This is a genomic window from Paraburkholderia mimosarum LMG 23256 = NBRC 106338 (genome assembly GCF_000739815.1).
Taxonomy (GTDB): domain Bacteria; phylum Pseudomonadota; class Gammaproteobacteria; order Burkholderiales; family Burkholderiaceae; genus Paraburkholderia; species Paraburkholderia mimosarum.
Window position 1 is genome coordinate 34,360 of record NZ_BBJJ01000011.1, and the last position, 21,798, is coordinate 56,157.

The window sequence follows — 21,798 nt, forward strand, 5'->3', positions numbered from 1 at the left end:
CCCCCGACCACGACAAAGATCGAGCACCGTACGCCCCCAAGAGAAGGACCCAACGCACGCCATGAAAGCCGCCGACATCCGCGAGAAATTCCTCAAGTTCTTCGAATCGAAGGGCCACACGATCGTGCGCTCGTCGAGCCTCGTGCCGGGCAACGACCCCACGTTGCTCTTCACCAACTCGGGCATGGTGCAGTTCAAGGACGTGTTCCTCGGCACCGACAAGCGCCCGTACACGCGCGCCACGACGGCGCAGCGCAGCGTGCGCGCGGGCGGCAAGCACAACGACCTCGAGAACGTCGGCTACACCGCGCGTCACCACACGTTCTTCGAGATGCTCGGCAACTTCTCGTTCGGCGACTACTTCAAGCGCGACGCGATCCACTACTGCTGGGAACTGCTCACGAAGGTCTACGCGCTGCCGGCCGACAAGCTCACGGTGACCGTCTACAAGGAAGACGACGAAGCCTACGACATCTGGGCGAAGGAAATCGGCGTACCGGTCGAGCGCATCATCCGCATCGGCGACAACAAGGGCGCGCGCTACGCCTCCGACAACTTCTGGCAGATGGCCGACACCGGCCCCTGCGGCCCGTGTACGGAAGTGTTCTACGACCACGGCCCGGAGATCTGGGGCGGGCCGCCGGGGTCGCCCGAGGAAGACGGCGACCGCTTCATCGAGATCTGGAATCTCGTGTTCATGCAGTTCAACCGCGATGCCCAAGGCAACATGACGCCGCTGCCCAAGCCGTGCGTCGACACGGGCATGGGTCTCGAGCGTCTTGCGGCCGTGCTTCAGCACGTGCATAGCAACTACGAGATCGACCTGTTCCAGAACCTCATCAAGGCCGCTGCGCGCGAAACGAACACGCCGGACCTCACGAACAACTCGCTGAAGGTCATTGCCGACCATATCCGCGCGTGCTCGTTCCTGATCGTCGACGGCGTGATTCCGGGCAACGAAGGTCGCGGCTACGTGCTGCGCCGTATCGTGCGCCGCGCGATCCGCCACGGCTACAAGCTCGGCAAGAAGGGCGCATTCTTCCACAAGCTGGTGGCGGACCTCGTGGCCGAAATGGGCGCGGCCTATCCGGAACTTGCCGAAGCGCAGCAGCGCGTGACCGACGTGCTGCGCCAGGAAGAGGAGCGCTTCTTCGAGACCATCGAGCACGGCATGTCGATTCTCGAAGCCGAACTCGCGGACCTCGAAGCGAAGGGCCACAAGACGCTTTCCGGCGAACTCGCATTCAAGCTGCACGACACCTACGGCTTCCCGCTCGACCTGACGGCCGACGTGTGCCGCGAGCGCAACGTGACGGTCGACGAGCCGGCGTTCGACGAAGCGATGGCGCGCCAGCGCGAGCAGGCGCGCGCGGCGGGCAAGTTCAAGATGACGCAGGGCCTCGAATACTCGGGCGCGAAGACCACGTTCCACGGCTACGAAGAGATCGTGTTCGACGACGCGAAGGTCGTCGCGCTCTACGTCGACGGCGCGTCTGTCAACGAAGTGAAGACGGGCCAGGACGCCGTGGTCGTGCTCGACCACACGCCGTTCTACGCGGAATCGGGCGGCCAGGTGGGCGACCAGGGCGTGATCTCGAACGCGAGCATCCGCTTTGCCGTTGCCGACACGCTCAAGGTTCAGGCGGACGTGTCCGGCCACCACGGCACGCTCGAACAGGGCACGCTGAAGGTGGGCGACGTCGTGAAGGCGGAAATCGACGCAATGCGCCGCGCCCGCACCGCGCGCAACCACTCGGCCACGCACCTGATGCACAAGGCGCTGCGCGAAGTGCTCGGCTCGCACGTGCAGCAGAAGGGCTCGCTCGTCGATGCCGACAAGACCCGCTTCGACTTCGCGCACAACGCGCCGATGACGGACGACGAAATCCGCCGTGTCGAGCAGATCGTCAACGCGGAAGTGTTGGCCAACGCGCCCGGCATCGTGCGCGTGATGTCCTACGACGAAGCGGTGAAGGGCGGCGCCATGGCGCTCTTCGGCGAGAAGTACGGCGACGAAGTGCGCGTGATGGACCTCGGCTTCTCGCGCGAACTCTGCGGCGGCACGCACGTCATGCGCAGTGGCGACATCGGCCTCTTCAAGATCGTCATGGAAGGCGGCGTGGCCGCCGGCATCCGCCGCGTGGAAGCGATCACGGGCGACAACGCCGTGCGCTTCGTCCAGGACCTCGACGCGACCATCAACGCGGCAGCCGCGGCGCTCAAGGCGCAGCCTTCGGAACTCACGCAGCGCATTGCGCAGGTGCAGGATCAGGTCAAGTCGCTCGAAAAGGAACTGGGCGCGCTCAAGTCGAAGCTGGCTTCGAGCCAGGGCGACGAGCTCGTGGGCCAGGCCATCGAAGTGAACGGCGTGCACGTGCTCGCCGCTACGCTCGAAGGCGCCGACTCGAAGACGCTGCGCGAGACCGTGGACAAGCTCAAGGACAAGCTCAAGAGCGCGGCGATCGTGCTCGCGGCTGTCGACGGCGGCAAGGTCAGCCTGATCGCGGGCGTGACCGCCGAGGCGAGCAAGAAGGTCAAGGCCGGCGAACTCGTGAACTTCGTCGCCCAGCAGGTGGGCGGCAAGGGCGGTGGCCGTCCCGACATGGCGCAGGCGGGCGGCACCGAACCCGCCAATCTGCCGGCCGCGCTCGCCGGCGTGAAGGGCTGGGTCGAAGCGAAGCTGTAATGCGCGTCGCGGCTTGAATGCCGCCTGGCGATGAAGAAGGGCTGTCCGAAAGGGCGGCCCTTTTTGCATGGCGCGGCTTTGAAGCCGTGCGGTTAGTGCGGCTCCGGTGGCTCTGATGGCTTACAGCTGTGCGGGCGTTGCTCCCGTTTCACTGGCCAACGGCAACGCCTCGCTGCCCCCGCGTTGCGCATGCTCGAGAAGCGCCGCCTTCAATGCCGCGAGCGCCGGCGAATAATGCCCGCGGCGCCACGCGAGCAGCGTGTCGATCTCGCCGAGCTTGCCGAGCGAATGGATCGTGACCTCGCCGAGGCTGCGCTGCAATTCGAGTACCGAGCGCGGCGCGACGGCCACACCCGCGCCCGCCGCCACGCAGGCGACGATCGCGTGATACGAGCCGAGCTCCAGCACGCGCGACGGCCGGATGCCATGCTCCAGGTACCAGCGCTCGACATAAGCGCGATACGCACAGCCGCGCTCGAACGCGACGAGCGTGGAGAGGGCGATGTCGCCGGGCTGGCGGATCGGCCGGTGGCCGCGCGGCGTGAGCATCACGAGTTCTTCGCGAAACACCGGCACGTACTCGAAAACGTCGGCGTCAGGCGGCCCCGCGAGCGGCGTGGCGATCAGCGCCGCATCGATCTCGTATTCGCGCAGGCGTTCGATCAGCGTGCCGGTCGTGCCGGTCTCCAGTTCGAGCGTGACCTCGGGCCACGCCTGGTGATAGTGCGCGAGCAGAGCCGGCAGGCGGCTTGCCGCGGCGCTTTCCATGGTGCCGAGCCGCAGGCGTCCCGAAGGCTGGCCGGCCTTCAGCGCGTGACGGGCTTCGTCGGCGAGTGCGAGCAGGCGCTCGGCATAGGGCAGCAAGGTCTCGCCGGCCGGCGTGAGGACGAGGCGGCGGCCGTCGCGCGTGAAGAGCGGCGTGCCGAGTTCGTCTTCGAGCTGCTTGATGCGCGTGGTCACGTTCGACTGCACGCGGTTGAGCTTGGCGGCGGCCCGCGTCACCCCGTTTTCCCTCACGACCGCCCGGAAGATCGCCAGTTCGGCGAGGTCCATGGTTCTCTCCTCGGAATGCATTCGTTCATGATAATTCATTTTTCGTGAACGATAGCGTCGCCTACGATGTTGGCAGTCGCTTCTTCTTTCCCGCTCATGAACGATTACGCCTCCCGTGCCGCCCACGTCTCAGAACCGCATCCGCATGCCGGGCGCCGCGCCGCTCTCGCCTGCATGGCCGCGCTTGCCGTTGCGCTGGGCGTGGGGCGATTCGCGTTTACGCCGCTTTTGCCGCTGATGTTGCATGGCGGCTCGCTCGATCTGCGTCAAGGCGGCTGGCTCGCCTCGCTCAATTACGCCGGCTACTTCGTCGGCGCAGTCACTTGTGTCGCGCTGCGCTTCGCGCCTGCCCGGATCGTGCGAGCAGGCCTCGTGGCCACGGTGCTCCTCACGTTCGCGATGGGCATCACGCAGCAGTTCTGGATCTGGGCGGTGGTGCGTTTCGTGGCGGGCGCGGTGAGCGCGTGGACCTTCGTGTTCGCCTCGCAATGGGGCCTGCGGCGGCTCGCGCAACTGGGCGCGCACGAGTGGGGCGGCGTGATCTATACCGGACCCGGCTTCGGCATCATCGCGACCGGGTTGTTCGTCAGCGCCGCGGGCGGTCTTGGCGCGCGAGCAGGCTGGATCGGCTTCGGGTTGATCAGCGCGTTGCTCGCCGTGGTCGTCTGGGCGCCGTTCGGCGAGGACATGCGAGCGCTGGCGCCGCGTTCGGGCGCGAGTGCAAGCGCCAGTGCCGCACCCGAGGGCCGCGCAAGCCGTCGTGCCGATGCCTTCTGGCTCGTGCTGCTCTACGGCGTTCCCGGCTTCGGCTACATCATCACGGCGACTTTCCTGCCGGTGATCGCGCGCCATGCGCTGCCGGGCTCGGCCTGGCCCGACCTGTTCTGGCCGATGCTGGGCGCGGCGCTCATCGCTGGCGCTTTGCTCGCGGCGCGCCTGCCGCTCCATTGGGACAATCGCCTGATGCTGGCGGGCTCCTATGTGCTTCAGGCCGTGGGCATTGCGCTCGGCATCGTCTGGCCGAACGCCGCGGGCTTTTCGTTTGGCAGCGTGCTGATCGGACTGCCGTTCACGGCGATCACGCTCTTCGCGATGCGGGAGGCGCGCCTTCTGCGCGGCGAGCACGCGGCCGCGCTGATGGGTTATGCGACTGCCTCCTACGGCATCGGGCAGATCGCGGGACCGCTCGTGGCCGCCCCGCTCGCGGCATCGACGGGCTCGTTCTCGCCTTCGCTATGGCTCGCGGCGGGCGTGCTCGTGGTCGGGGCGCTGGGGCTCGTGTGGCGGGTCTGGCTTGCGCGGGGTTCGCAGACGCCGGCGCGCTAGCGCTGGGGAGCGCTACGCGCCGATCGCGATAGCCCACTAGAATGGGCGTTTCGCGCGCCAGCCGCGAGCGCGCCCGCCGGGCCGCGCGGCCTGCCTTGCGCGCCATCGATCCGCGCCATTTCATCCATGACCGATTACCAGTTTTGCCCGCGCTGCGCCTCGCGTCTGACCGAGCGCGCCGATCCGTCCCACGAAGGCGGCCGGGTGCGTCTCGCCTGCCCGGACCTCGCCTGCGGCTACGTGCACTGGAACAATCCGCTCCCCGTCGTGGCGGCGATCGTCGAGTACGAAGGCCGCATTCTGCTCGCGCGCAACGCCGCGTGGCCCGAAGGCATGTTCGCGCTCATCACCGGGTTCCTCGAAAACGGCGAGACGCCCGAGGAGGGCATCGCGCGCGAGGTGCACGAAGAAACGTCGCTGCGCGCCGAGAGCGTCGAACTGGTGGGCGTGTACGAGTTCATCCGCAAGAACGAACTCATCATCGCGTATCACGTGAAGGCGTCGGGGACCATCGCGCTTTCTCCCGAACTGCTCGAATATCGTCTCGTCGAGCCCGCGAAGTTGCGGCCGTGGCGCGCAGGCACGGGCCAGGCGCTCGGCGAATGGATGCGACGGCGCGGTCTGCCGTTCGAGTTCGTCGAGCGTCCCGGCCAATGACGCCCGCGCAACGCGTCCCGCTTCTCCGCCAAGCCATCTCCGGACTTCTTCGATGAACCGACCTGTCACCGTCGCCCGTTCCGGGTATCGCCATTTCCTGCCGATCGGCACGCGCTGGATGGACAACGACGTCTATGGCCACGTGAACAACGTCGTCTACTACAGCTACTTCGACACCGTGGTGAACGAGTATCTCATTCGCGCGGGGGCGCTCGACATCGAGCACGGCGCGACGATCGGGCTCGTCGTCGAGACGCAGTGCAACTACTTCGCGCCGCTCGTGTTTCCGGAGCGCGTGGAGGCGGGGCTGCGCGTCGCGCGCCTCGGCTCGTCGAGTGTGCGCTACGAGGTCGGGCTGTTTCGCGAGGGCGAGGATGCGCCTGCGGCGCAGGGGCATTTCGTGCACGTGTACGTCGACCGGACGACGCGCCGGCCCGTGAGCGCCTTGCCTGATGCGCTGCGTGCGGCACTCGAACCGCTCGACATCGCGAGCGAGGGGAGCGACGCGAGCACAGCGGCCGATACGGTGACCGGCAGCGCGGCGAATCCGTCGCGCGCAGGTTGAAACGCGGCTCAGCGCGCCAAGCCGACACGTTCGAGCGCCCTCATCGGACCGATTAGGGCGAGCGTTTGCAAGTGCGCTGCATCGCGCACGAAGAACGAACCGGCGAAACCGAGCGAGTTGATCGAGATGCCCTCGACGCATTCGGCAGAGCGCGGCACGACCAGCATCCAGCGCCGCGTGACGAGCAGGTTGTACGGCGCGCCCTGATGCGCGACGCCGCCGACATCGACGGCCGGTACGCCTGCCGCATCGAGCAGCGCGCGATAGCAGTCGAGCGCCACCCGCGCGGCGTCGCCCGGCGAGCCGGAGCCGGAATCGAGGCGCGCGAACGCATGGCGAAAGGGGAGACTCGGCACGATCGCGATCGGCCGTGCACCGTGGGCCGCCTGCGCGCCGCTGAACAACGCTTCGATCGGCGCCTCTTGCGGCGAACCGTGCGGCGAATCGCCCACGAGCGGCAGCGGCACCAGCTGCAGATGCTTGTGCGGCTGGCTCGCGCCCGCGGCGGTCCCGCCGTTGTAGAACCCAAGGCCATCGATCTCGCGCTGCGCCGCGATCAGGGCGGTCAAGTCGGCCGCGTCGAGCAGCGCTTCCTGCGGTTCGTAGCGACGCGTCACGATCAGCAGATGCTGGTCGATCACGTTGAACTTGTTGAGCAGCGCGACATGCGTGGGCGAGAGATCGGCAACGAATAGGTCGGGCTCGTAAGGCAGGAAGGGATTGCGCGGCGGAGGCACTTCGGACCCCATCGAAACAGGTGGCGCGAGGCGCGCCGCCTCCTTGCGCGCGAGGTTTTCGGCCACGCGCACGGTAAAACGCACGCCGCCATCGTCGATGAAGGTGTGCGCGGTCTCGATGCGATGGAGCGCGCCGCACGCGAGCGCGTGCGCCGTCTGGCGCTCGATCGCCGCGCGCAGCGTTTGCATCGGCGCTCAGGCCTTGTAGCCGATCGCGCGTAGCAGGTCCTTGCGCCAGCGCACGTCGTCCTCGGCCTCCACACCCAGCGGCGGCATGCCGTCCACGACGCCGATGATGCCGCGCCCCTGGTCCGTTTCCGCGATCAGCACCTGCGTGGGGTTCGCGGTGGCGCAGAAGATGCGGCACACCTCGGGCACGCCCTTGATCGTGTTGAGCACGTTGAGCGGGAAAAAGCCGTCACCGAGAAAGACGATGAAACAGTGACCGGCAGCGATGCGCGACGCGTTCTGGGTGGCCATTTCGATGAGCCCATCCTGCGTGCCCGAGCGTCTCACCAGCCGTTTGCCCGACGCCTCGCAGAACGCCAGGCCGAACTGGATGCCGGGCACCGCGCCGACGAGCGCCTCGTGCAGATCCTCGACGGATTTGATGAAGTGGGTCTGGCCGAGAATGAAGTTGGTGGCTTCGGGCTTTTCGATCTCTACCGTGGACAGTTGCATCGCTCACCTCGCGCGGGTGTCTCGAAAGCGCCGCCTTCCACCGGCGTTGCGGCGGCTGGCGGCCATTAACAAGCCTAGTACGAAGTCGCGGCGGGGCAAAGCGTGCGAGAGGCGAACAAGCAAGAACGGCCGGACGCCCTCGCGGGTCGTCCGGCCGTTCTCGCCGGGGAGCGAGGCGTGTCGCCGTGCTCAGGCCGCCTTCTTCGGGCGCCTGGCTTCCACGTCTGGCAGGAAGACGGTGAGGATGCCGATGAGCGGCAGGAACGAGCAGACCTTGTAGACGAAGGCGATGCTGGTGGCGTCCGCCAACTGGCCGAGCACCGCCGCGCCGATGCCGCCCAACCCGAACGCGAAGCCGAAAAAGAGGCCCGCGACCATGCCGACCTTGCCCGGAATCAGCTCCTGCGCATAGACGAGAATGGCCGCGAACGCCGAGGCCAGCACCACGCCGATGATGACGGTGAGCACGCCGGTCCAGAACAGGTTGGCATAGGGCAGGAGCAGCGTGAAGGGCGCCACGCCGAGAATCGAGCCCCAGATCACGTACTTGCGGCCGATGCGGTCGCCTACCGGCCCGCCGATGATCGTGCCCGCGGCCACTGCGGCGAGGAACACGAACAGATGGATCTGCGCGGCCTGCACGCTCAGGTGGAAGCGGTCGATCAGATAGAACGTGAAATAGCTGTTGATGCTCGCGAGGTAGAAGTACTTCGAGAACACGAGCAGCACGAGAATGCCGATGGCGATCGCCACGCGCGAGCGCGGGAGGACGACGTGAGGCGCTTCGGCGCGCTTCTTTTTCATCGCCGGATGGGCCTTGTACCACCGGCCGATCTGCGTGAGCACGACCATGCCGACCAGCGCGGCCGCCGAGAACCACGCGATGCTGCGCTGGCCGTGCGGAATCACGACGGCCGCGGCGAGCAGCGGCCCGAGCGACGTGCCCGCATTGCCGCCGACCTGAAAGAGCGATTGCGCGAGGCCGTGGCGGCCGCCCGAAGCCATGCGCGCGACGCGCGAGGATTCCGGATGGAACACCGATGAGCCGCAGCCCACCAGCGATGCCGCGACCAGCAGCACGCCGAAAGTCGGCGCGACCGACATCAGCAGGAGGCCGCAGAGCGTGAAGCCCATGCCGACGGGCAGCGAGTAAGGCATGGGGCGCTTGTCGGTGAAGACACCCACGAGCGGCTGCAGCATCGAAGCCGTGATCTGGTAGGTGAGCGTGATGAGGCCGATCTGCGTGAACGACAGCGAGAAGCTGTCCTTGAGCATCGGATAGATGGCGAGGATCAGCGACTGGATCATGTCGTTGAGCAGGTGCGAGAAGCTGATCGCACCCAGCACGGGGTAGACGGTGCGTTGCACCGCGGACGCAGCGGCGGCCGCGGACGAACCCGCGGCGGCACCCGGCAGGGCGCGCTTGTCGAGACTGGTTTCCATGTTGTCGGTAGCAGCAGAGAGTATTCAGCGGGCGCCACTCGGGTAAGCAGCGGCGATGGCATGAAAGGACATGTATAAGAGTTATGGGCGCAGTGTAATGTGTCTTGGTCGAAATGTACGGACAAGCTTTGTCGAGAATCGGACACATCGCGTGCGCCAGGCCCTGCGGCCCTCTGTCGCAAGGGGCTGCAGCCAGCACCCGAATTTCTTCAGGGATTTTTGGCATTCGTTTGGATCCTGTATAACCGTCGCCAGGTGCGCCCACGAGGCGCCCGATTACGGGGCCGGAGTATGAGAAGCACCGCGCGCGGCGGCATGTTAAAGATTGCGCGAAGGTGTGCCGTAGACCGGGGTTGAGGCGCAACGCAAATCACGAACGATGGCGTGGCGTCGAACAACAGGCAGAGCAGTGCTCTGCATGGGATGGGACTCAGCGCTGAAGCGCCAGGACCCATCGGCATGGAGACGGAAAAAGATGAAAGCAGTATCGCAACGCGGCAGGCACGCGGGCTTCGTGCCGCAGGATCCGGCATCAGGCGCCACCCTCGCACCGCCACGCAAGACGGGACGCCCCGGCGCCGCAACGCGCAACGCGCGACTCTCGGTGAAAGCGACACTGCGCCTCGCCTTCGCGCTCGTGCTGATCGGGACGCTCGCCATCGGCGCAGTCTCGCTCGCGCAGATCAGCCGCCTCAACGGCTCGGCGCAATCGATCTACGAACAGGGATACGTCGCGAGCCGCGCTGCCGAGGAAGCGCGCGGCCATGTGCTGCGCGCGAGCCGCGCGCAGAAGATGCTGCTCACCGCCACCACGGCGCGCGAGCGTGACGAACTGGGCCAGGACATCGACAAGGATCTCGGCGCGCTCGAACGCGGCATGGGTCAGCTCCAGGAATACGCACAGCTGCAGGGCGGCGACGCGCTGGCGCTGCAAAAGAAGCTCGCGGACGCGACCACGGCATGGAGCGGCCATTTGCGCGACTTCGTGACGCTCGTGAAGCAGCAGCCGCTCGATCTCTCGCAGATGAGCTGGCAGGTGGGCACCCAGGACGTCTCGCTCCTCGTCGAGACCGGCAAGCTCGAAACGCTCGTCAACGACCTCGTCGAGCAACGCGGCACGGCCGCCAAGGCGACCATCGAGAAAGCCGGGTTCATCTTCAAGTCGTCGTTCGTGATGATGGCGGTCGCGACCGTGGCCATGTTCGTGCTCGCTTTCTTCGTGAGCGAGTGGGTCGTGCGCCGCATCGCGCGGCAACTGGGCGGGGAGCCCGCGCATGCCAAGGCCATCGCGGCGCGCATCGCGGCCGGCGATCTCGCGCAGCCCGTGGCGGTTCACGCGCGCGACGCGTCGAGCATGCTGGGCGCGCTGCGCGACATGCAGCAAGGCCTCTCGACGACGGTCGCCGAGATCGCCGCGAGCGCCGAGGCGATCGCTTCGGCCTCGGGCGAAATCACGACCGGCAATCTCGATCTCTCGCGCCGCACCGAAGAACAGGCGATGGCGCTCGAGCGCACGGCGAGCAACATGGAGCAGCTCACGTCCACGGTGCGCCTGAACGCCGAGAACGCCGAACAGGCCAGCACGCTGGCGGGCAACGCCTCGGCCATCGCGGAGAAGGGCGGCGCGGTCGTGGGGCGCGTCGTCTCGACGATGCAGCAGATCGACGAAAGCGCGAAGAGCATTGCGGACATCATCGGCGTGATCGAGGGCATCGCGTTCCAGACCAACATTCTCGCGCTCAACGCCGCTGTCGAAGCGGCGCGCGCGGGCGAGGACGGGCGCGGCTTCGCGGTGGTGGCGGGCGAGGTGCGCAGCCTCGCGCAGCGCAGCGCGGCGGCGGCCAAGGAAATCAAGACGCTCATCGACGCGTCGGTCGAGCGCGTCGCCAACGGCTCGACGCTGGCGCAGGACGCCGGCTCGACGATGGATGAAGTCGTGAAGGCCGTGAAGCGCGTGAACGACATTATCGGCGAGATTTCGGCGGCCTCGCGCGAACAGCGCTCGGGCATCGAGGAGATCGGCCGCGCGGTCTCGCAGATGGACGCCGGCACGCAGCAGAACGCGGCGCTCGTCGAAGAGGCAACCGCGGCGGCGCAGTCGCTCGACGATCAGGCAAAGGTGCTCAAGCGGCTCGTGGGGAAATTCCAGTTGGCCTGATGATGGCCGTTGGTTGCCGATGCAACGAAAAACGCCGCGTTGATTTTGCACAACGCGGCGTTTTTTTATGCGCCCATCACTTCGCGTCGCGCTCGATGATCCACTCGTGCGCGGGGTCGTTGTGGAAGTGCCATTCGCGCGTTGGCCCCGCCATCACGTTCAGGTAGTACGAGTCGTAACCATAAGGCACGACCACCGGGTGATAGCCGCGCGGCACCATCACCACGTCGTGATCTTCCACGGCCATCGTTTCGTCGAGATCGCGCGCGTCGGTGTACACGCGCTGGAAGGCGAAGCCTTGCCGCGGGTTGAGCCGGTGATAGTAGGTTTCTTCGAGCGCGCTTTCCTGCGGCAGACGGTCGGCGTCGTGCTTGTGCGGCGGGTAGCTCGACGAGTGGCCCGAAGGCGTGCGCACCTCGACCACGAGCAGCGATTCGGCGGCCGCGTCTTGCGGCAGGATATCGCAGACGTAGCGCGTATTCGCGTTCTTGCCGCGCGTGGAGCGCTTCATCTGCGCGGGCTCGATGAGGCGGATTGGCAGCGTGCCTTTGGCCGGCGCGCTCGCCACCCCCACCTCGGCTTCTCGCGTCGCGCGCACCGTGGCCTTCACGCGGGGCGGCACGTAGAGCGCGTAGGGCGCGGCGTCTTCGAATACGCTGTCGCGCGAGCCGAGGCTCGACCAGCGCTCGCCGCCGGCTTCGATATCCACCGCACCCGAGAGCACGACGATGCAGCTTTCGCGATCGGGCTCGGATACGTAGACGACCTCGTCCTTGCCGAGCCGATAGGCTGCGAAACCGACATAGCGCCAGCCCGCGGTGTCGGGCGTGACGCGCGCGATCGTCTGGCCTTCGCGCGAGGCCTTGACCAGCAGAGTCATGCTGCCTCCTTCGATTGGGTGTCCGTAGCATCGACGAGTGTGCGCAGCGTGCGGTAACCCTTTTGCGCATATTCGTACGATGGTGCGACGACAGGGTCCTGCTCGGCTTCGACTACGAGCCAGCCGCGATAGCCGTGACGTTTCAGGCGCGCGACGATCGCAGGGAAATCGACGGCGCCGTCGCCGGGCACGGTGAACGCGCCGGCGAGCACGGCGTCGAGAAAGCTCCAGTTGCGGTTGCGCGCAAGCTTGATGACAGCGGGGCGCACGTCCTTGCAGTGGACGTGGCACACGCGCGCAATGTGCTTGTCGAGCTCGGCCACCGGGTCGCCGCCCGCAAACGTCATGTGGCCCGCGTCGAAGAGGAGGCCCACTGCATCGCTCGTGCGCGCCATGAGCTTGTCGACGTCGGCGGGCGTTTCGACATAGGCGCCCATGTGGTGGTGATACGCGAGGCGCACGCCGCGCGAGAGCGTATGGCGCGCGAAGGCGTCCACGCGCGCGGCGTATTCGTCCCACTGTTTGTCGCTGAAGAAGCGCGGCCGTTGATAGAGCGGCCGCGGCGCGCCCTGGATCGAATTGGCGACCTCGCCGTACACCATCACCGTTGCGCCGTTCTGCGCGAGCAGGTCCAGATGCTTTTCCACCGCGGCGATTTCTTCCTCCACGCTGCGCCGCGCGAGCATGCCCGAGTACCAGCCGGAGACGAGCGAGAGATCGTATTGCGCGAGCAGCGCCTTGAGCGCCTGCGGCTCGCGCGGAAACTTGTTGCCGAGTTCGAAGCCCTCGTAACCGATCTCGCGCCCTTCGGTGAGCGCCTGAGCGAGCGGCGTCTCGCCGCCAAGCGAAGGCAGGTCGTCGTTCATCCACGACAGCGGGTTGATGCCGATGCGTACTTCAAATGCGCTCATGTGCGCTCCTCGATGTCTCTATCAGGCTCGTCATGCTTGATCGGGTTCGTTGGCGCCAGCGAGGCCGTCGTCTTCTGCCTGCGCGCGTCCGCCACGCTCGGCGATATGCGCTTCATAGCGCGAGCGCGCCTCCCGCACGGCTACCCGCGTCGACACCTCGGGCACCGCGACTTCCCACCACCAGCCGCCTTCCTCGGTGGTGCGCGCGGGGTCGGTGTCGATGCTGACCACGTAGGTGCGCGACGAGGCGCGTGCGCGCTGCAGCGCCGCTTCGAGTTCCGCCACGTTCGCCACGTGTTCGGCCTGTGCGCCGAGCGAGCGCGCATGCGCGGCGAAGTCGATGCGCGGCGCGCCGAGCGGCCCTTGTGCGCAGTCGTCGAACAGGTTGTTGAACGGCGCGCCGCCGCAGGCCTGCTGCAGGCGGTTGATGCACCCATAGCCGCGGTTGTCGAGCACGACGATGATGAGCTTCGCGCCCAGCATGACCGAGGTGGCGATCTCGCTGTTCATCATCAGATAGCTGCCGTCGCCCACCATGACGATGACCTCGCGATCGGGCCGGGCAAGCTTCGCGCCCAGGCCGCCCGCGATTTCGTACCCCATGCACGAGTAGCCGTATTCGACGTGATAGGCGCCGGGCCGGCCCGCGCGCCATAGCTTGTGCAACTCGGCAGGCAGCGTCCCGGCCGCGCAGACGACGATATCTTCGGTGTACGAACGGTTAGACGAGCGTTGCACGGCGCCGATCACGTCGGCGTCATAGGGCAGGGTGTTGCGTTCCTCGCGCGCATGCGTGAGACGTTCGACGCTCGCGCGCCATTCATTGGCGAGGCGCTGGGCGCGGGCGGTCCAGTTCGCGTCGGCGCGCCAGTTGATCAGCTCGTCGTTGAGCGCGGCGAGCGCCTCGCGCGCGTCGGCCTGCACGGCCAGGCCGTGATGCTTGAGCGCGTCGAAGCCGTTGGCGTTCACGCCGATCACGTGCGCGTTGGCAAAGAGCGAGTTGGAGCCGGTCGTGAAGTCCTGCAGACGCGTGCCCACGGCGAGCACGCAATCGGCGTCGCGCGCGAGTTCGTTGGCGGCGGGCGAGCCCGTCACGCCGATCGCACCCACGTTGAGCGGATCGTCCCAGGCGAGCGAGCCTTTGCCCGCCTGCGTTTCGGCAACGGGTATGCCGCGCGAGGCGGCAAGCGTGCGCAACGCCTGCGCCGCGCGCGAGTACAGCACGCCGCCGCCCGCCACGATGAGCGGGCGTTTCGCGCGATGCAGCTGCGTGAGCGCCGCATCGATCTCGGCCTGAATGGGCGCGCTCGCGTGGAACGTGACAAGGCGCGGTGTAAAGAAGCTCGCCGGGTAGTCCCACGCCATTGCCTGAACGTCCTGCGGCAGCGCGAGCGTAACGGGGCCGCAGAGCGCTGCGTCGGTGAGCACGCGCAGCGCACGCGGCAGTGCCGTGAGCAGTTGCGCGGGGTGCACGATGCGGTCGAAGTAGCGCGACACCGGCTTGAGCGCGTCGTTCGCCGAGACGCCGCCATCGTGCAGATCCTCGAGCTGTTGCAGCACCGGATCGGGTTCGCGCGAAACGAAGATGTCGCCGGGCAGCAGCAGCACGGGCAGGCGGTTCACATGCGCGAGCGCGGCCGCCGTGACGAGATTGGTGGCGCCTGGGCCGATCGAGGTCGTGACCGCCATCATGCGCCTGCGAAAATGCGCCTTCGCATACGCGATCGCGCTGTGCGCCATGGCTTGCTCGTTGTGTGCGCGCAGCGTGGGCAGCTCATGCCGATACTGATAAAGCGCCTCGCCGATGCCGGCCACGTTGCCGTGCCCGAAGATCGCGAACACGCCACCGAACAGCGGCTCGGTGCGGCCCGAGCCGTCTTCGCTCGCCACGCGCTGCGCCGCGAGATAGCGCACGAGCGCCTGCGCCGCCGTGAGCCGTACCGTGCTCGCGTGGTTGGCCGGCGCTGCGTTGTGCGGGCTTTCCGGCGAGACGTCGCCGACAGGAGCGATGCGTTGGTTCATGCCGCTTTCTCCTCGTGTTTGGGGTGCGTGCCGCGAGCGTCGGCGCGCGCCGCGCGCCACGCGCCTATGAGCGTTTCGAAAGCGCGGCGCGCGCGGGCGATCACTTCGTCGTCGCCGATCTCGCCCGCGAGCCACGCATGGCTCGGCTCGTAGAAGATCGAGCGGCCCACGGTGAAGCCGCGACAGGTGTTCGATGTCGCGGCCGCACGGAAGCCTTCCACGAGCTGCTCGATGGGCGCGGAAAGCCCGAGCAGCACGACGCCGCGGCAATACGGGTCGCGCTCGGCGACCAGCGCATCGATGTCGTGCCATTGGGCGGCATCCATCGGTTCGAGCTTCCACCATTCCGGGTAGAGGCCGATGTTGTAGAGCCGCTTGAGTGCGCGATAGACGGTATCCGGCGCATTCGGCTTTCCATTGAGCTTCGGCGGGATCACTTCGAGCAGCAACTCGTGGCCGCTCGCTTGGGTGGCATCGTAGAGCGCGCGCAGTTGCGTTTCCTGTTCGATGCGCTGTTCGATGGGCTCGTCGGGGTGGAACTGCACGAGGCATTTCACCGTGTGTTCGATCGGCCAGGTGGCGAGCGTCGTGCCGATCGAGCGGCCGTGATCGAACACGAGCGGCACGGAGCCCGGCAGCTCGACCGGCCGGCCGATCCACCAGCCGCGCCCGGTCGCGGCATTGAGCGCGTCCTGGCCGTAGCGGTCGTCGATCAGGACACCGATGCATCCTTGCAGGCCAAGGCTGCGCTCGGTTTGCGCGACCGCCTCGACGAAGAGATTCTTCAGATGCGCAATGCGCGTTTCGTCCGCGCCCGTCTGCTGCGCGAGATCGAAGAACTGGTTGCGATGATCGAACGCGAAGCCGAGCACTTCGTCGCGCGGCGTGCGCGCGGGCGTGACGCGGTGCAGGCGCGCGAGCGTCGCGTCGCGGTCGGGGCGGCGCATGCGCGCCGGATCGGCGGCGGCTTCGCGCAGGAAGTAGTCGAGTTCCACCGGCGTGGGCATGGCGGGCGCGCAGCCGTGCCGCGAGACGACCAGCGCACCGCACGCGTTGGCCGCGCGTGCGCATTCATCGAGCGTTGCGTCGCGCAGCCAGCCGGAGAGGAAGCCGGAAGCGAACGCGTCGCCGGCGCCCAGCACGTTGAGCACCTCGACTTCCACGCCGCGCTGCATCGGCAGTTCGTCCATCGAGGCGGGCACCGCGCCTTCCACGATCTGGCAGCCGAGTGGCCCGCGCTTGACGACGAGCGTCGCGCCCGAGACTTCGCGCACGCGCTCGAGCGCATCGACGAGCGTTTCCTTGCCGCCCGCAATGCGAAACTCTTCCTCCGTGCCGATCACGAGATCGAAGAGCGGCAAAATGCGCTGCAAATGCGCGCTCACGCCTTCGCTCGCCACGAAGCGCGTTTCGCCATCGGCCTTGCCCGTGAGGCCCCAGAGCACGGGCCGGTAATCGATGTCGAGCACGGTGCGCACATCGTTGCGGCGCGCGTAGTCGAGGGCGGCGAGGCTCGTGCGGTTCACTTGCGCGGTAGAGAAGTGCGTGCCGGTGATGAGCAGCGCCTTCGACGAAGCGATAAATGCCTCGTCGAAGTCTTGCGCGTCGGCGGCCATGTCGGCGCAGTTTTCGCGGTAGAAGATCAGCGGGAACGTGTCGCGGTCCTTCAGGCCCAGCAGCACGAGCGCCGTGAGGCGTTCGTGGTCCACGCGCACGTGGCTCGTATCGCAGCCTTCTTTCGCAAGCGTTTCGACGAGAAAGCGCCCCATGTGATCGTCGCCCACGCGCGTCAGCATTGCCGATTTCAGGCCAAGACGCGCACAGCCGAAGGCGATGTTCGCGGACGATCCGCCCAGATACTTCGCAAAGGTGGAGACGTCTTCGAGCCGCGCGCCCACCTGCTGCGCGTAGAGGTCGACACCGAGGCGGCCGAGGCAGATGATGTCGCGGCTGCGTCCGGTGGCGAAGCGGCTCGGAGTTGAACGAGTGTGGGCCATATGGATTCCTGAGGAGTTCTGTGCGAGGCGTGCGATGCTCAAATGGTCGCGCCGTCAAGCTCGGCGATCATCTTCTGCATTTCCGCGCCGCCCGCCATCATGTCGAGCACTTCGTTCTTGCTGATCGTCTCTTTCGTATAGGTGCCGAGCGAGCGGCCGCGATTGAGCAGCGTGAACGAGTCGCCGATGGGGTAGGCATGATGCACGTTGTGCGTGATGAAGATCACCGAGATGCCCTTGGCCCGCGCCGCATGAATCAGCTTGAGCACGTTGAAGCTTTGCTTCACGCCGAGCGCGGCGGTGGGCTCGTCCAGAATCAGCACGCGTGCGCCGAAGTGAATGGCGCGCGCAATGGCGAGACATTGCTTTTCGCCGCCCGACATCGTGCCGATGGCCTGATGCGGGTCGCGCACGTTGATGCCCATGCCGGCGAGGCGTTCCTTGGCGATCGCGGCGCTCGCATCGAGGTCCATCACGTTGATGAAGCCGAACAGCTTTTTCTGCGGCTCGCGGCCCATGAAGAAGTTGCGCGCGACAGAGAGCAGCGGCACGAGCGCGAGATCCTGATAGACGGTCGCGATGCCGAGATCGAGCGCGTCCTTCGGCGAGTCGAACGTCACGGGCTTACCGTCGACGAAGTACTGGCCCGAAGTGGGCTGGTGCACGCCGGCGAGCGTTTTGATCAGCGTGGACTTGCCCGCGCCGTTGTCGCCGAGCAGGCAGTGAACCTCGCCGCGCTTCAGGCGCAGCGTGACGCCGTTCAACGCGATGACCTTGCCGAAGTACTTGCTGACGTTCTCGAGCGCGAGAATCGTGTCGTCGTTTGCGGGATTGAGCGTATCGGACATTTGAGCATCTCCGGCTTACGATTGCGCGACGCGGCGGCGCACATAGTGATTGAAGAGCACGGCAATCAGCAGCATCACGCCGAGGAACACGCGGAACCAGTCGGAATCGATGTTCGTATAGGTGATGCCGATCTGCACGACGCCGAAGATGAGGGCGCCGAACGCGGCTCCGATCACCGAGCCGTAGCCGCCGGTTAGCAGCGTGCCGCCGATCACCGCGGCAATGATCGCTTCGAACTCCTTCTGAAGACCGCGGTCCGCGGCGGCGGAGCCGATGTCGCAAACCTGCAGCACGGCGAAGAGGCATGCGCAGAACGCGGTGAGCATGAAGAGCGAGATCTTCACGCGCTTCACGGGCACGCCGACGTTTTTCGCGGCGTTCGAATCGCCGCCGACGGCGAGGATCCAGTTGCCGTAGCGCGTCTTGGCGAGCACGAAGGCACCGATCGCGACGAGCGCGAACCACCAGAGAATGACCTTGGGCACGCCGGGCACGAGCGGCTGGCCGTTGTCGAGCATCCTGCCGATGCCGACATGCGCGAGCGCCACGAACAGGCCCTTGAACGCCGTGCCGTGAAAGAGCAGGTTGGTCAGAAAGTCGGCCTTGGCCACGTCGCCCACGCCCGAGACGATCGTGCGGTCGGCGAACATGATCGATAGTGCGAGCGTCAGGCCGCGCAGAATGAAGAGGAACGCGAGCGTGACGATGAACGAGGGCAGCCGCGTGCGCATCACGAGGTAGCCGTTGAGTGCGCCGAGCGCGACGCAGCCCACGAACGCAAACAGAATCGACAGCGCGATGGGCCAGTGAAAGTACATCGTGGGGATTGCGACCATCATGCCGGCGAAGCCGATCATCGAGCCGATCGAGAGATCGAACTCGCCGGCGATCATGAGCAGGCAGGCGCCAACGCTCAGGATCCCAAGGTAAGCGGCAACCTGCGACCAGTTCATCACGCCGTCGAGATCGAACATGCCCGAGCCGCCCGCGCCGATCGCGAAGACGGCGAAGACCAGCACGGTGCCGGAAATCGCGGCGAATTCGGGGCGGCCGAGCAGGTGGCCGAACCACGATTCGCGGCGCACGCGTTCGTCGCTGGCCCCTGGCTGCGGCGTGGGCGTCTCTTGAGCGCCGCTCTCCGGTGCGTGCGAGGGGAAGTGTTTGCCGGCTACACCCATGATGTCTCCTTTGTCGACCAAGTTGGTGCTTTAGCACTTACTCCGGTCCCAAGTAGAACTGTCGACCGGAGTTGGCGCAGAGCACCTGCTCCGGTCCCATGCCTGGTAAGCGATCGACCGAAGCTCGATTGACCGCTCCAGTCTCACGCAATGACGAATACCCGAGCGCATTCCCCACAAGCCACTGCCTTGCAGTAAAAGCAACACGGTGAATGGCGCGCGGCGAGGCTGGCGAGGGGCGATGGGCATCGGAAGATGCTAGCCGTCGCCGCGCGTTGTAGAAGAAAAACCTAGCGGTATTGACCCGCGAACTTCACGACCTTGTCGAGATTCTCCTTGGTGATGAAGCCCGGGCCCGAGCGGATATTTTTCGGGCCATACGAGGGCTGCAGGCCATAGGTTTCGAGACGCTGCTTGAACTTGGGATTCGCTTCGAGAATCTGGCGGATCTTTTGCGGATCCGTGGTGTGATCCTTCTTCACGATCGCGAGCACGGCCACCGGGATGTAGCCCTGCAAGTACGGCTGCTGGTCGATCGCGAACTGGATCGTGCCCGCGCGGATCGCCTTCGCAATGTCGTCCGAGAAGTCGAACGTGCAGAAGTAGATCTTGCCCGCAAGGCCCATCTGGTCGACTGCCTTCAGCGTGGCGGCCGCCGGCACCGGGCCGAGCGTGAGGATCGCGCCCGTGTTCGGATGATTGCGCAGATACGCGCTCACCTTCGACTGGATCTCGGTCGGGTCCTGGCCCGAGTCGATCGTCGAAGACTTGTAGTCCACGCCGAGCGCATCGGCAAAGCCGCGGCAGCGCTCGAACGAAACGGCGTTGGTGGCGAAGTGGTTCACGCACAGGAACGATTTGACGCCCGCCGCCTTGGCCTTCTCGCCTGCGGCGTGGCCCGCGACATATTCGGGCTGGCCCACATGCATGATCGCGCCGAGCTGCGCGCTTTGCTCCTCGGTGCCCGAGTTGATCGTCACGAGCGGAATCTTCTTGGCCGTGACCTTGCCGATGGCACTCTTGAGCACATCGTAGTCGGCGATGGTGACGATCACGCCGTCGTAGTTGCGCGCGGCGGCCTGTTCGATCAGCCGCGACATGTCGGCGATGTCGCCGTTGGGCGGATTGCGATAGTCGGTCTCGACGTTCCAGTCTTCGTCGGCCTGCTTGATGGCGTTCTTGATCGTGTTCCACCACGAGTCGGAATCGGGCGCGTGGCTGATCAGCACGAAATGCGCGTCGGCGGCCTGCGCCGTTTGCGCGCCGAGGACGCTCACGCCGCTCAGTCCCGCTGCCAGCGCGAGCATTGCGGCCAACCTTCGGAGCATCGTCTTGCCCTTGCGTTGAGTCATTGTCTCCACCTTTTTCGGTCTGTCGTTCGTTCTTGGGGCGAGCGCCGCAGCCGCGCGTTGTTGTGCAGAGTGTGTGCGCATCGTCGTGAACCGTTGCGCCCCATGCCGCGCTCATCGACAAGATTAGGACATCGCCTCGCGACTTGCAACGAAAATTTCATTACAAATAAAAATGGAAAATCTGTTCCATTCGTGTGACACGCTGCCTATAATCGGCTCCGTCGACATGCCGTGGAATGCAAGCCAGAGAAGGCTTTGCGGCAGTGCGGCAATGAGCAAGGAAAACGATCATGGCGGATGAAACGACCGACGCCGTAGCGGGCGTGGATGAATTGATGCAGCGCATCGCGGGCGATTACGAGGCACTGCCGCGCCAGCTGAAAAGCATCGCGACCTACATCGAGCAGCACCGCGCGAGCGTGATGATGGACCGCACGAGCGACATTGCCGCGAGCTGCGGCGTGCATCCTTCGGCCGTGGTGCGCTTCGCGCAGCGCTTCGGCTTCTCGGGCTTTTCCGATCTGCAAGCGGTGTTCCGCCAGGCGTATGCGGGCCAGGGCGCATCGGCCACGAGCTACCAGCAGCGCATTCGTCAGCTGATCGACGCGAAGGAAGGCGAGGCGAGCCCGGAGATGGGCGGCGCCGTCGCGCGCGAGTTCATCGGCGCTTGCCGCAGCGGCCTCGACGAGCTCGAAGCGGGACTCGACGGCGCGCAGTTCGACGAAGCCGTGACGATGCTCGAGCAGGCGGACAACATTTATGTGGTCGGCGTGCGCCGCTCGTTTCCGGTGGCGAGTTACATCGTCTACGCGCTGCAGCACACGAGGAAGCGCGTGCATCTCGTCTCCGGCCTCGGCGGCATGTACCACGAGCAGATTCGCAGCGTGAAGAAGGGCGACGTGGTGATCGCCATCAGCTTCGCGCCTTATGGCAAGGAAACCCAATACTGCCTGCGCGTGGCGCAACAACATCACGCCAGAACGCTCGTCATTACCGACAGCCAGCTTTCGCCGCTCGCGCGCCATGCGACCGCGCAACTCTATGTGAAGGAGGGGAGCGCGTTTGCGTTCCGCTCGCTCACCAGCACCTTCTGCCTGTGCCAGGCGCTCTTCATTGCGCTTGCGTACCGGCTCGAACTCAACGTGGAAGAATCGACCGACACCGGAGGATACGATGACTAACGGAGCAAGCGGAGCAAGCGGAGCAGCGCAAACGCTGGATGTGGCCGTGTTCGGCGCGGGACGCATCGGCCGCATTCATGCGGCGAATCTCGCGCGCCAGCCGGGCGTGCGCCTCAAGTACG

General features: G+C 66.3%; 17 protein-coding genes. 6 read left to right on the plus strand and 11 right to left on the minus strand.

Annotated features, from left to right (window positions below; translation table 11 throughout):
• Positions 1–61 precede the first annotated feature (61 nt).
• A complete protein-coding gene (gene alaS / locus BMI01S_RS11635; protein WP_028214473.1) occupies positions 62–2,686 on the plus strand; it encodes an alanine--tRNA ligase in 2,625 nt (874 codons plus the stop codon).
• A 120-nt stretch (positions 2,687–2,806) separates the two neighbouring features.
• Here the strand turns inward: alaS and BMI01S_RS11640 are convergent, their stop codons facing one another.
• Entirely contained in the window at positions 2,807–3,739 is a 933-nt protein-coding gene (locus tag BMI01S_RS11640) for a LysR family transcriptional regulator (protein WP_028214472.1), read from the minus strand.
• Positions 3,740–3,835: 96 nt separating this feature from the next.
• On the opposite strand from BMI01S_RS11640, the gene BMI01S_RS11645 reads away from it, so the two are divergent.
• The 3 genes from BMI01S_RS11645 (at position 3,836) to BMI01S_RS11655 (ending at position 6,287) form a co-directional block, all read left to right on the plus strand.
• On the plus strand, positions 3,836–5,065 hold the full coding sequence (locus tag BMI01S_RS11645) for a YbfB/YjiJ family MFS transporter (protein WP_028214471.1): 1,230 nt from the start codon (positions 3,836–3,838) through the stop codon (positions 5,063–5,065).
• Between the two features lie 126 nt (positions 5,066–5,191).
• Complete coding sequence (locus tag BMI01S_RS11650; protein WP_028214470.1) at positions 5,192–5,722, plus strand: NUDIX domain-containing protein; 531 nt, start codon at positions 5,192–5,194, stop codon at positions 5,720–5,722.
• Positions 5,723–5,774: 52 nt separating this feature from the next.
• On the plus strand, positions 5,775–6,287 hold the full coding sequence (locus BMI01S_RS11655) for an acyl-CoA thioesterase (RefSeq protein ID WP_042289254.1): 513 nt from the start codon (positions 5,775–5,777) through the stop codon (positions 6,285–6,287).
• 8 nt (positions 6,288–6,295) lie between these two features.
• Here BMI01S_RS11655 and BMI01S_RS11660 read toward each other — a convergent pair whose 3' ends face one another.
• The 3 genes from BMI01S_RS11660 to BMI01S_RS11670 all read right to left on the minus strand — a co-directional run bounded on the left by BMI01S_RS11660 (position 6,296) and on the right by BMI01S_RS11670 (position 9,148).
• Positions 6,296–7,213, minus strand: coding sequence for an ATP adenylyltransferase family protein (locus tag BMI01S_RS11660; RefSeq protein ID WP_028214469.1), 918 nt, complete (start codon positions 7,211–7,213; stop codon positions 6,296–6,298).
• A gap of 6 nt (positions 7,214–7,219) precedes the next feature.
• Positions 7,220–7,705 (minus strand): adenosine-specific kinase, encoded by a 486-nt coding sequence (locus BMI01S_RS11665; RefSeq protein WP_028214468.1) that lies wholly within the window; start codon positions 7,703–7,705, stop codon positions 7,220–7,222.
• Between the two features lie 189 nt (positions 7,706–7,894).
• Positions 7,895–9,148 (minus strand): MFS transporter, encoded by a 1,254-nt coding sequence (locus BMI01S_RS11670; protein ID WP_028214467.1) that lies wholly within the window; start codon positions 9,146–9,148, stop codon positions 7,895–7,897.
• Positions 9,149–9,623: 475 nt separating this feature from the next.
• Here BMI01S_RS11670 and BMI01S_RS11675 point away from each other — a divergent pair, with 475 nt between their 5' ends.
• On the plus strand, positions 9,624–11,306 hold the full coding sequence (locus BMI01S_RS11675) for a methyl-accepting chemotaxis protein (RefSeq protein WP_028214466.1): 1,683 nt from the start codon (positions 9,624–9,626) through the stop codon (positions 11,304–11,306).
• A 76-nt stretch (positions 11,307–11,382) separates the two neighbouring features.
• On the opposite strand, the gene iolB is transcribed toward BMI01S_RS11675, so the two are convergent.
• The 7 genes from iolB to BMI01S_RS11710 all read right to left on the minus strand — a co-directional run bounded on the left by iolB (position 11,383) and on the right by BMI01S_RS11710 (position 20,495).
• Positions 11,383–12,186 carry a 5-deoxy-glucuronate isomerase gene (iolB, locus tag BMI01S_RS11680; protein ID WP_028214465.1) on the minus strand — a complete coding sequence of 268 codons (804 nt, stop codon included), beginning with the start codon at positions 12,184–12,186 and terminating at the stop codon, positions 11,383–11,385.
• Entirely contained in the window at positions 12,183–13,097 is a 915-nt protein-coding gene (iolE, locus tag BMI01S_RS11685; RefSeq protein WP_028214631.1) for a myo-inosose-2 dehydratase, read from the minus strand. Before iolE ends, iolB begins: the two co-directional genes overlap by 4 nt.
• Before the next feature lie 30 nt (positions 13,098–13,127).
• Positions 13,128–15,119 (minus strand): 3D-(3,5/4)-trihydroxycyclohexane-1,2-dione acylhydrolase (decyclizing), encoded by a 1,992-nt coding sequence (gene iolD / locus BMI01S_RS11690; RefSeq protein WP_028231701.1) that lies wholly within the window; start codon positions 15,117–15,119, stop codon positions 13,128–13,130.
• Positions 15,116–17,116, minus strand: a complete 2,001-nt coding sequence (locus tag BMI01S_RS11695) for a bifunctional 5-dehydro-2-deoxygluconokinase/5-dehydro-2-deoxyphosphogluconate aldolase (RefSeq protein WP_028214633.1) — start codon at positions 17,114–17,116, stop codon at positions 15,116–15,118. Before BMI01S_RS11695 ends, iolD begins: the two co-directional genes overlap by 4 nt.
• 38 nt (positions 17,117–17,154) lie before the next feature.
• On the minus strand, positions 17,155–17,964 hold the full coding sequence (locus tag BMI01S_RS11700) for an ATP-binding cassette domain-containing protein (protein WP_028214634.1): 810 nt from the start codon (positions 17,962–17,964) through the stop codon (positions 17,155–17,157).
• Positions 17,965–17,979: 15 nt separating this feature from the next.
• Positions 17,980–19,143 carry an ABC transporter permease gene (locus tag BMI01S_RS11705; RefSeq protein ID WP_028214635.1) on the minus strand — a complete coding sequence of 388 codons (1,164 nt, stop codon included), beginning with the start codon at positions 19,141–19,143 and terminating at the stop codon, positions 17,980–17,982.
• Between the two features lie 290 nt (positions 19,144–19,433).
• A complete protein-coding gene (locus BMI01S_RS11710; RefSeq protein WP_028214636.1) occupies positions 19,434–20,495 on the minus strand; it encodes a sugar ABC transporter substrate-binding protein in 1,062 nt (353 codons plus the stop codon).
• A gap of 290 nt (positions 20,496–20,785) precedes the next feature.
• Between BMI01S_RS11710 and BMI01S_RS11715 the strand changes: the two genes are divergently transcribed.
• Positions 20,786–21,676 (plus strand): MurR/RpiR family transcriptional regulator, encoded by an 891-nt coding sequence (locus BMI01S_RS11715; RefSeq protein WP_028214637.1) that lies wholly within the window; start codon positions 20,786–20,788, stop codon positions 21,674–21,676.
• Positions 21,677–21,798 lie beyond the last annotated feature (122 nt).

Bases quoted from the DNA above. Each gene is read 5' to 3' on its own strand.
- alaS (WP_028214473.1), top strand. From the start codon at position 62: ATGAAAGCCGCCGACATCCGCGAGAAATTCCTCAAGTTCTTCGAATCG.
- BMI01S_RS11640 (WP_028214472.1), bottom strand. From the start codon at position 3,739: ATGGACCTCGCCGAACTGGCGATCTTCCGGGCGGTCGTGAGGGAAAAC.
- BMI01S_RS11645 (WP_028214471.1), top strand. From the start codon at position 3,836: ATGAACGATTACGCCTCCCGTGCCGCCCACGTCTCAGAACCGCATCCG.
- BMI01S_RS11650 (WP_028214470.1), top strand. From the start codon at position 5,192: ATGACCGATTACCAGTTTTGCCCGCGCTGCGCCTCGCGTCTGACCGAG.
- BMI01S_RS11655 (WP_042289254.1), top strand. From the start codon at position 5,775: ATGAACCGACCTGTCACCGTCGCCCGTTCCGGGTATCGCCATTTCCTG.
- BMI01S_RS11660 (WP_028214469.1), bottom strand. From the start codon at position 7,213: ATGCAAACGCTGCGCGCGGCGATCGAGCGCCAGACGGCGCACGCGCTC.
- BMI01S_RS11665 (WP_028214468.1), bottom strand. From the start codon at position 7,705: ATGCAACTGTCCACGGTAGAGATCGAAAAGCCCGAAGCCACCAACTTC.
- BMI01S_RS11670 (WP_028214467.1), bottom strand. From the start codon at position 9,148: ATGGAAACCAGTCTCGACAAGCGCGCCCTGCCGGGTGCCGCCGCGGGT.
- BMI01S_RS11675 (WP_028214466.1), top strand. From the start codon at position 9,624: ATGAAAGCAGTATCGCAACGCGGCAGGCACGCGGGCTTCGTGCCGCAG.
- iolB (WP_028214465.1), bottom strand. From the start codon at position 12,186: ATGACTCTGCTGGTCAAGGCCTCGCGCGAAGGCCAGACGATCGCGCGC.
- iolE (WP_028214631.1), bottom strand. From the start codon at position 13,097: ATGAGCGCATTTGAAGTACGCATCGGCATCAACCCGCTGTCGTGGATG.
- iolD (WP_028231701.1), bottom strand. From the start codon at position 15,119: ATGAACCAACGCATCGCTCCTGTCGGCGACGTCTCGCCGGAAAGCCCG.
- BMI01S_RS11695 (WP_028214633.1), bottom strand. From the start codon at position 17,116: ATGGCCCACACTCGTTCAACTCCGAGCCGCTTCGCCACCGGACGCAGC.
- BMI01S_RS11700 (WP_028214634.1), bottom strand. From the start codon at position 17,964: ATGTCCGATACGCTCAATCCCGCAAACGACGACACGATTCTCGCGCTC.
- BMI01S_RS11705 (WP_028214635.1), bottom strand. From the start codon at position 19,143: ATGGGTGTAGCCGGCAAACACTTCCCCTCGCACGCACCGGAGAGCGGC.
- BMI01S_RS11710 (WP_028214636.1), bottom strand. From the start codon at position 20,495: ATGACTCAACGCAAGGGCAAGACGATGCTCCGAAGGTTGGCCGCAATG.
- BMI01S_RS11715 (WP_028214637.1), top strand. From the start codon at position 20,786: ATGGCGGATGAAACGACCGACGCCGTAGCGGGCGTGGATGAATTGATG.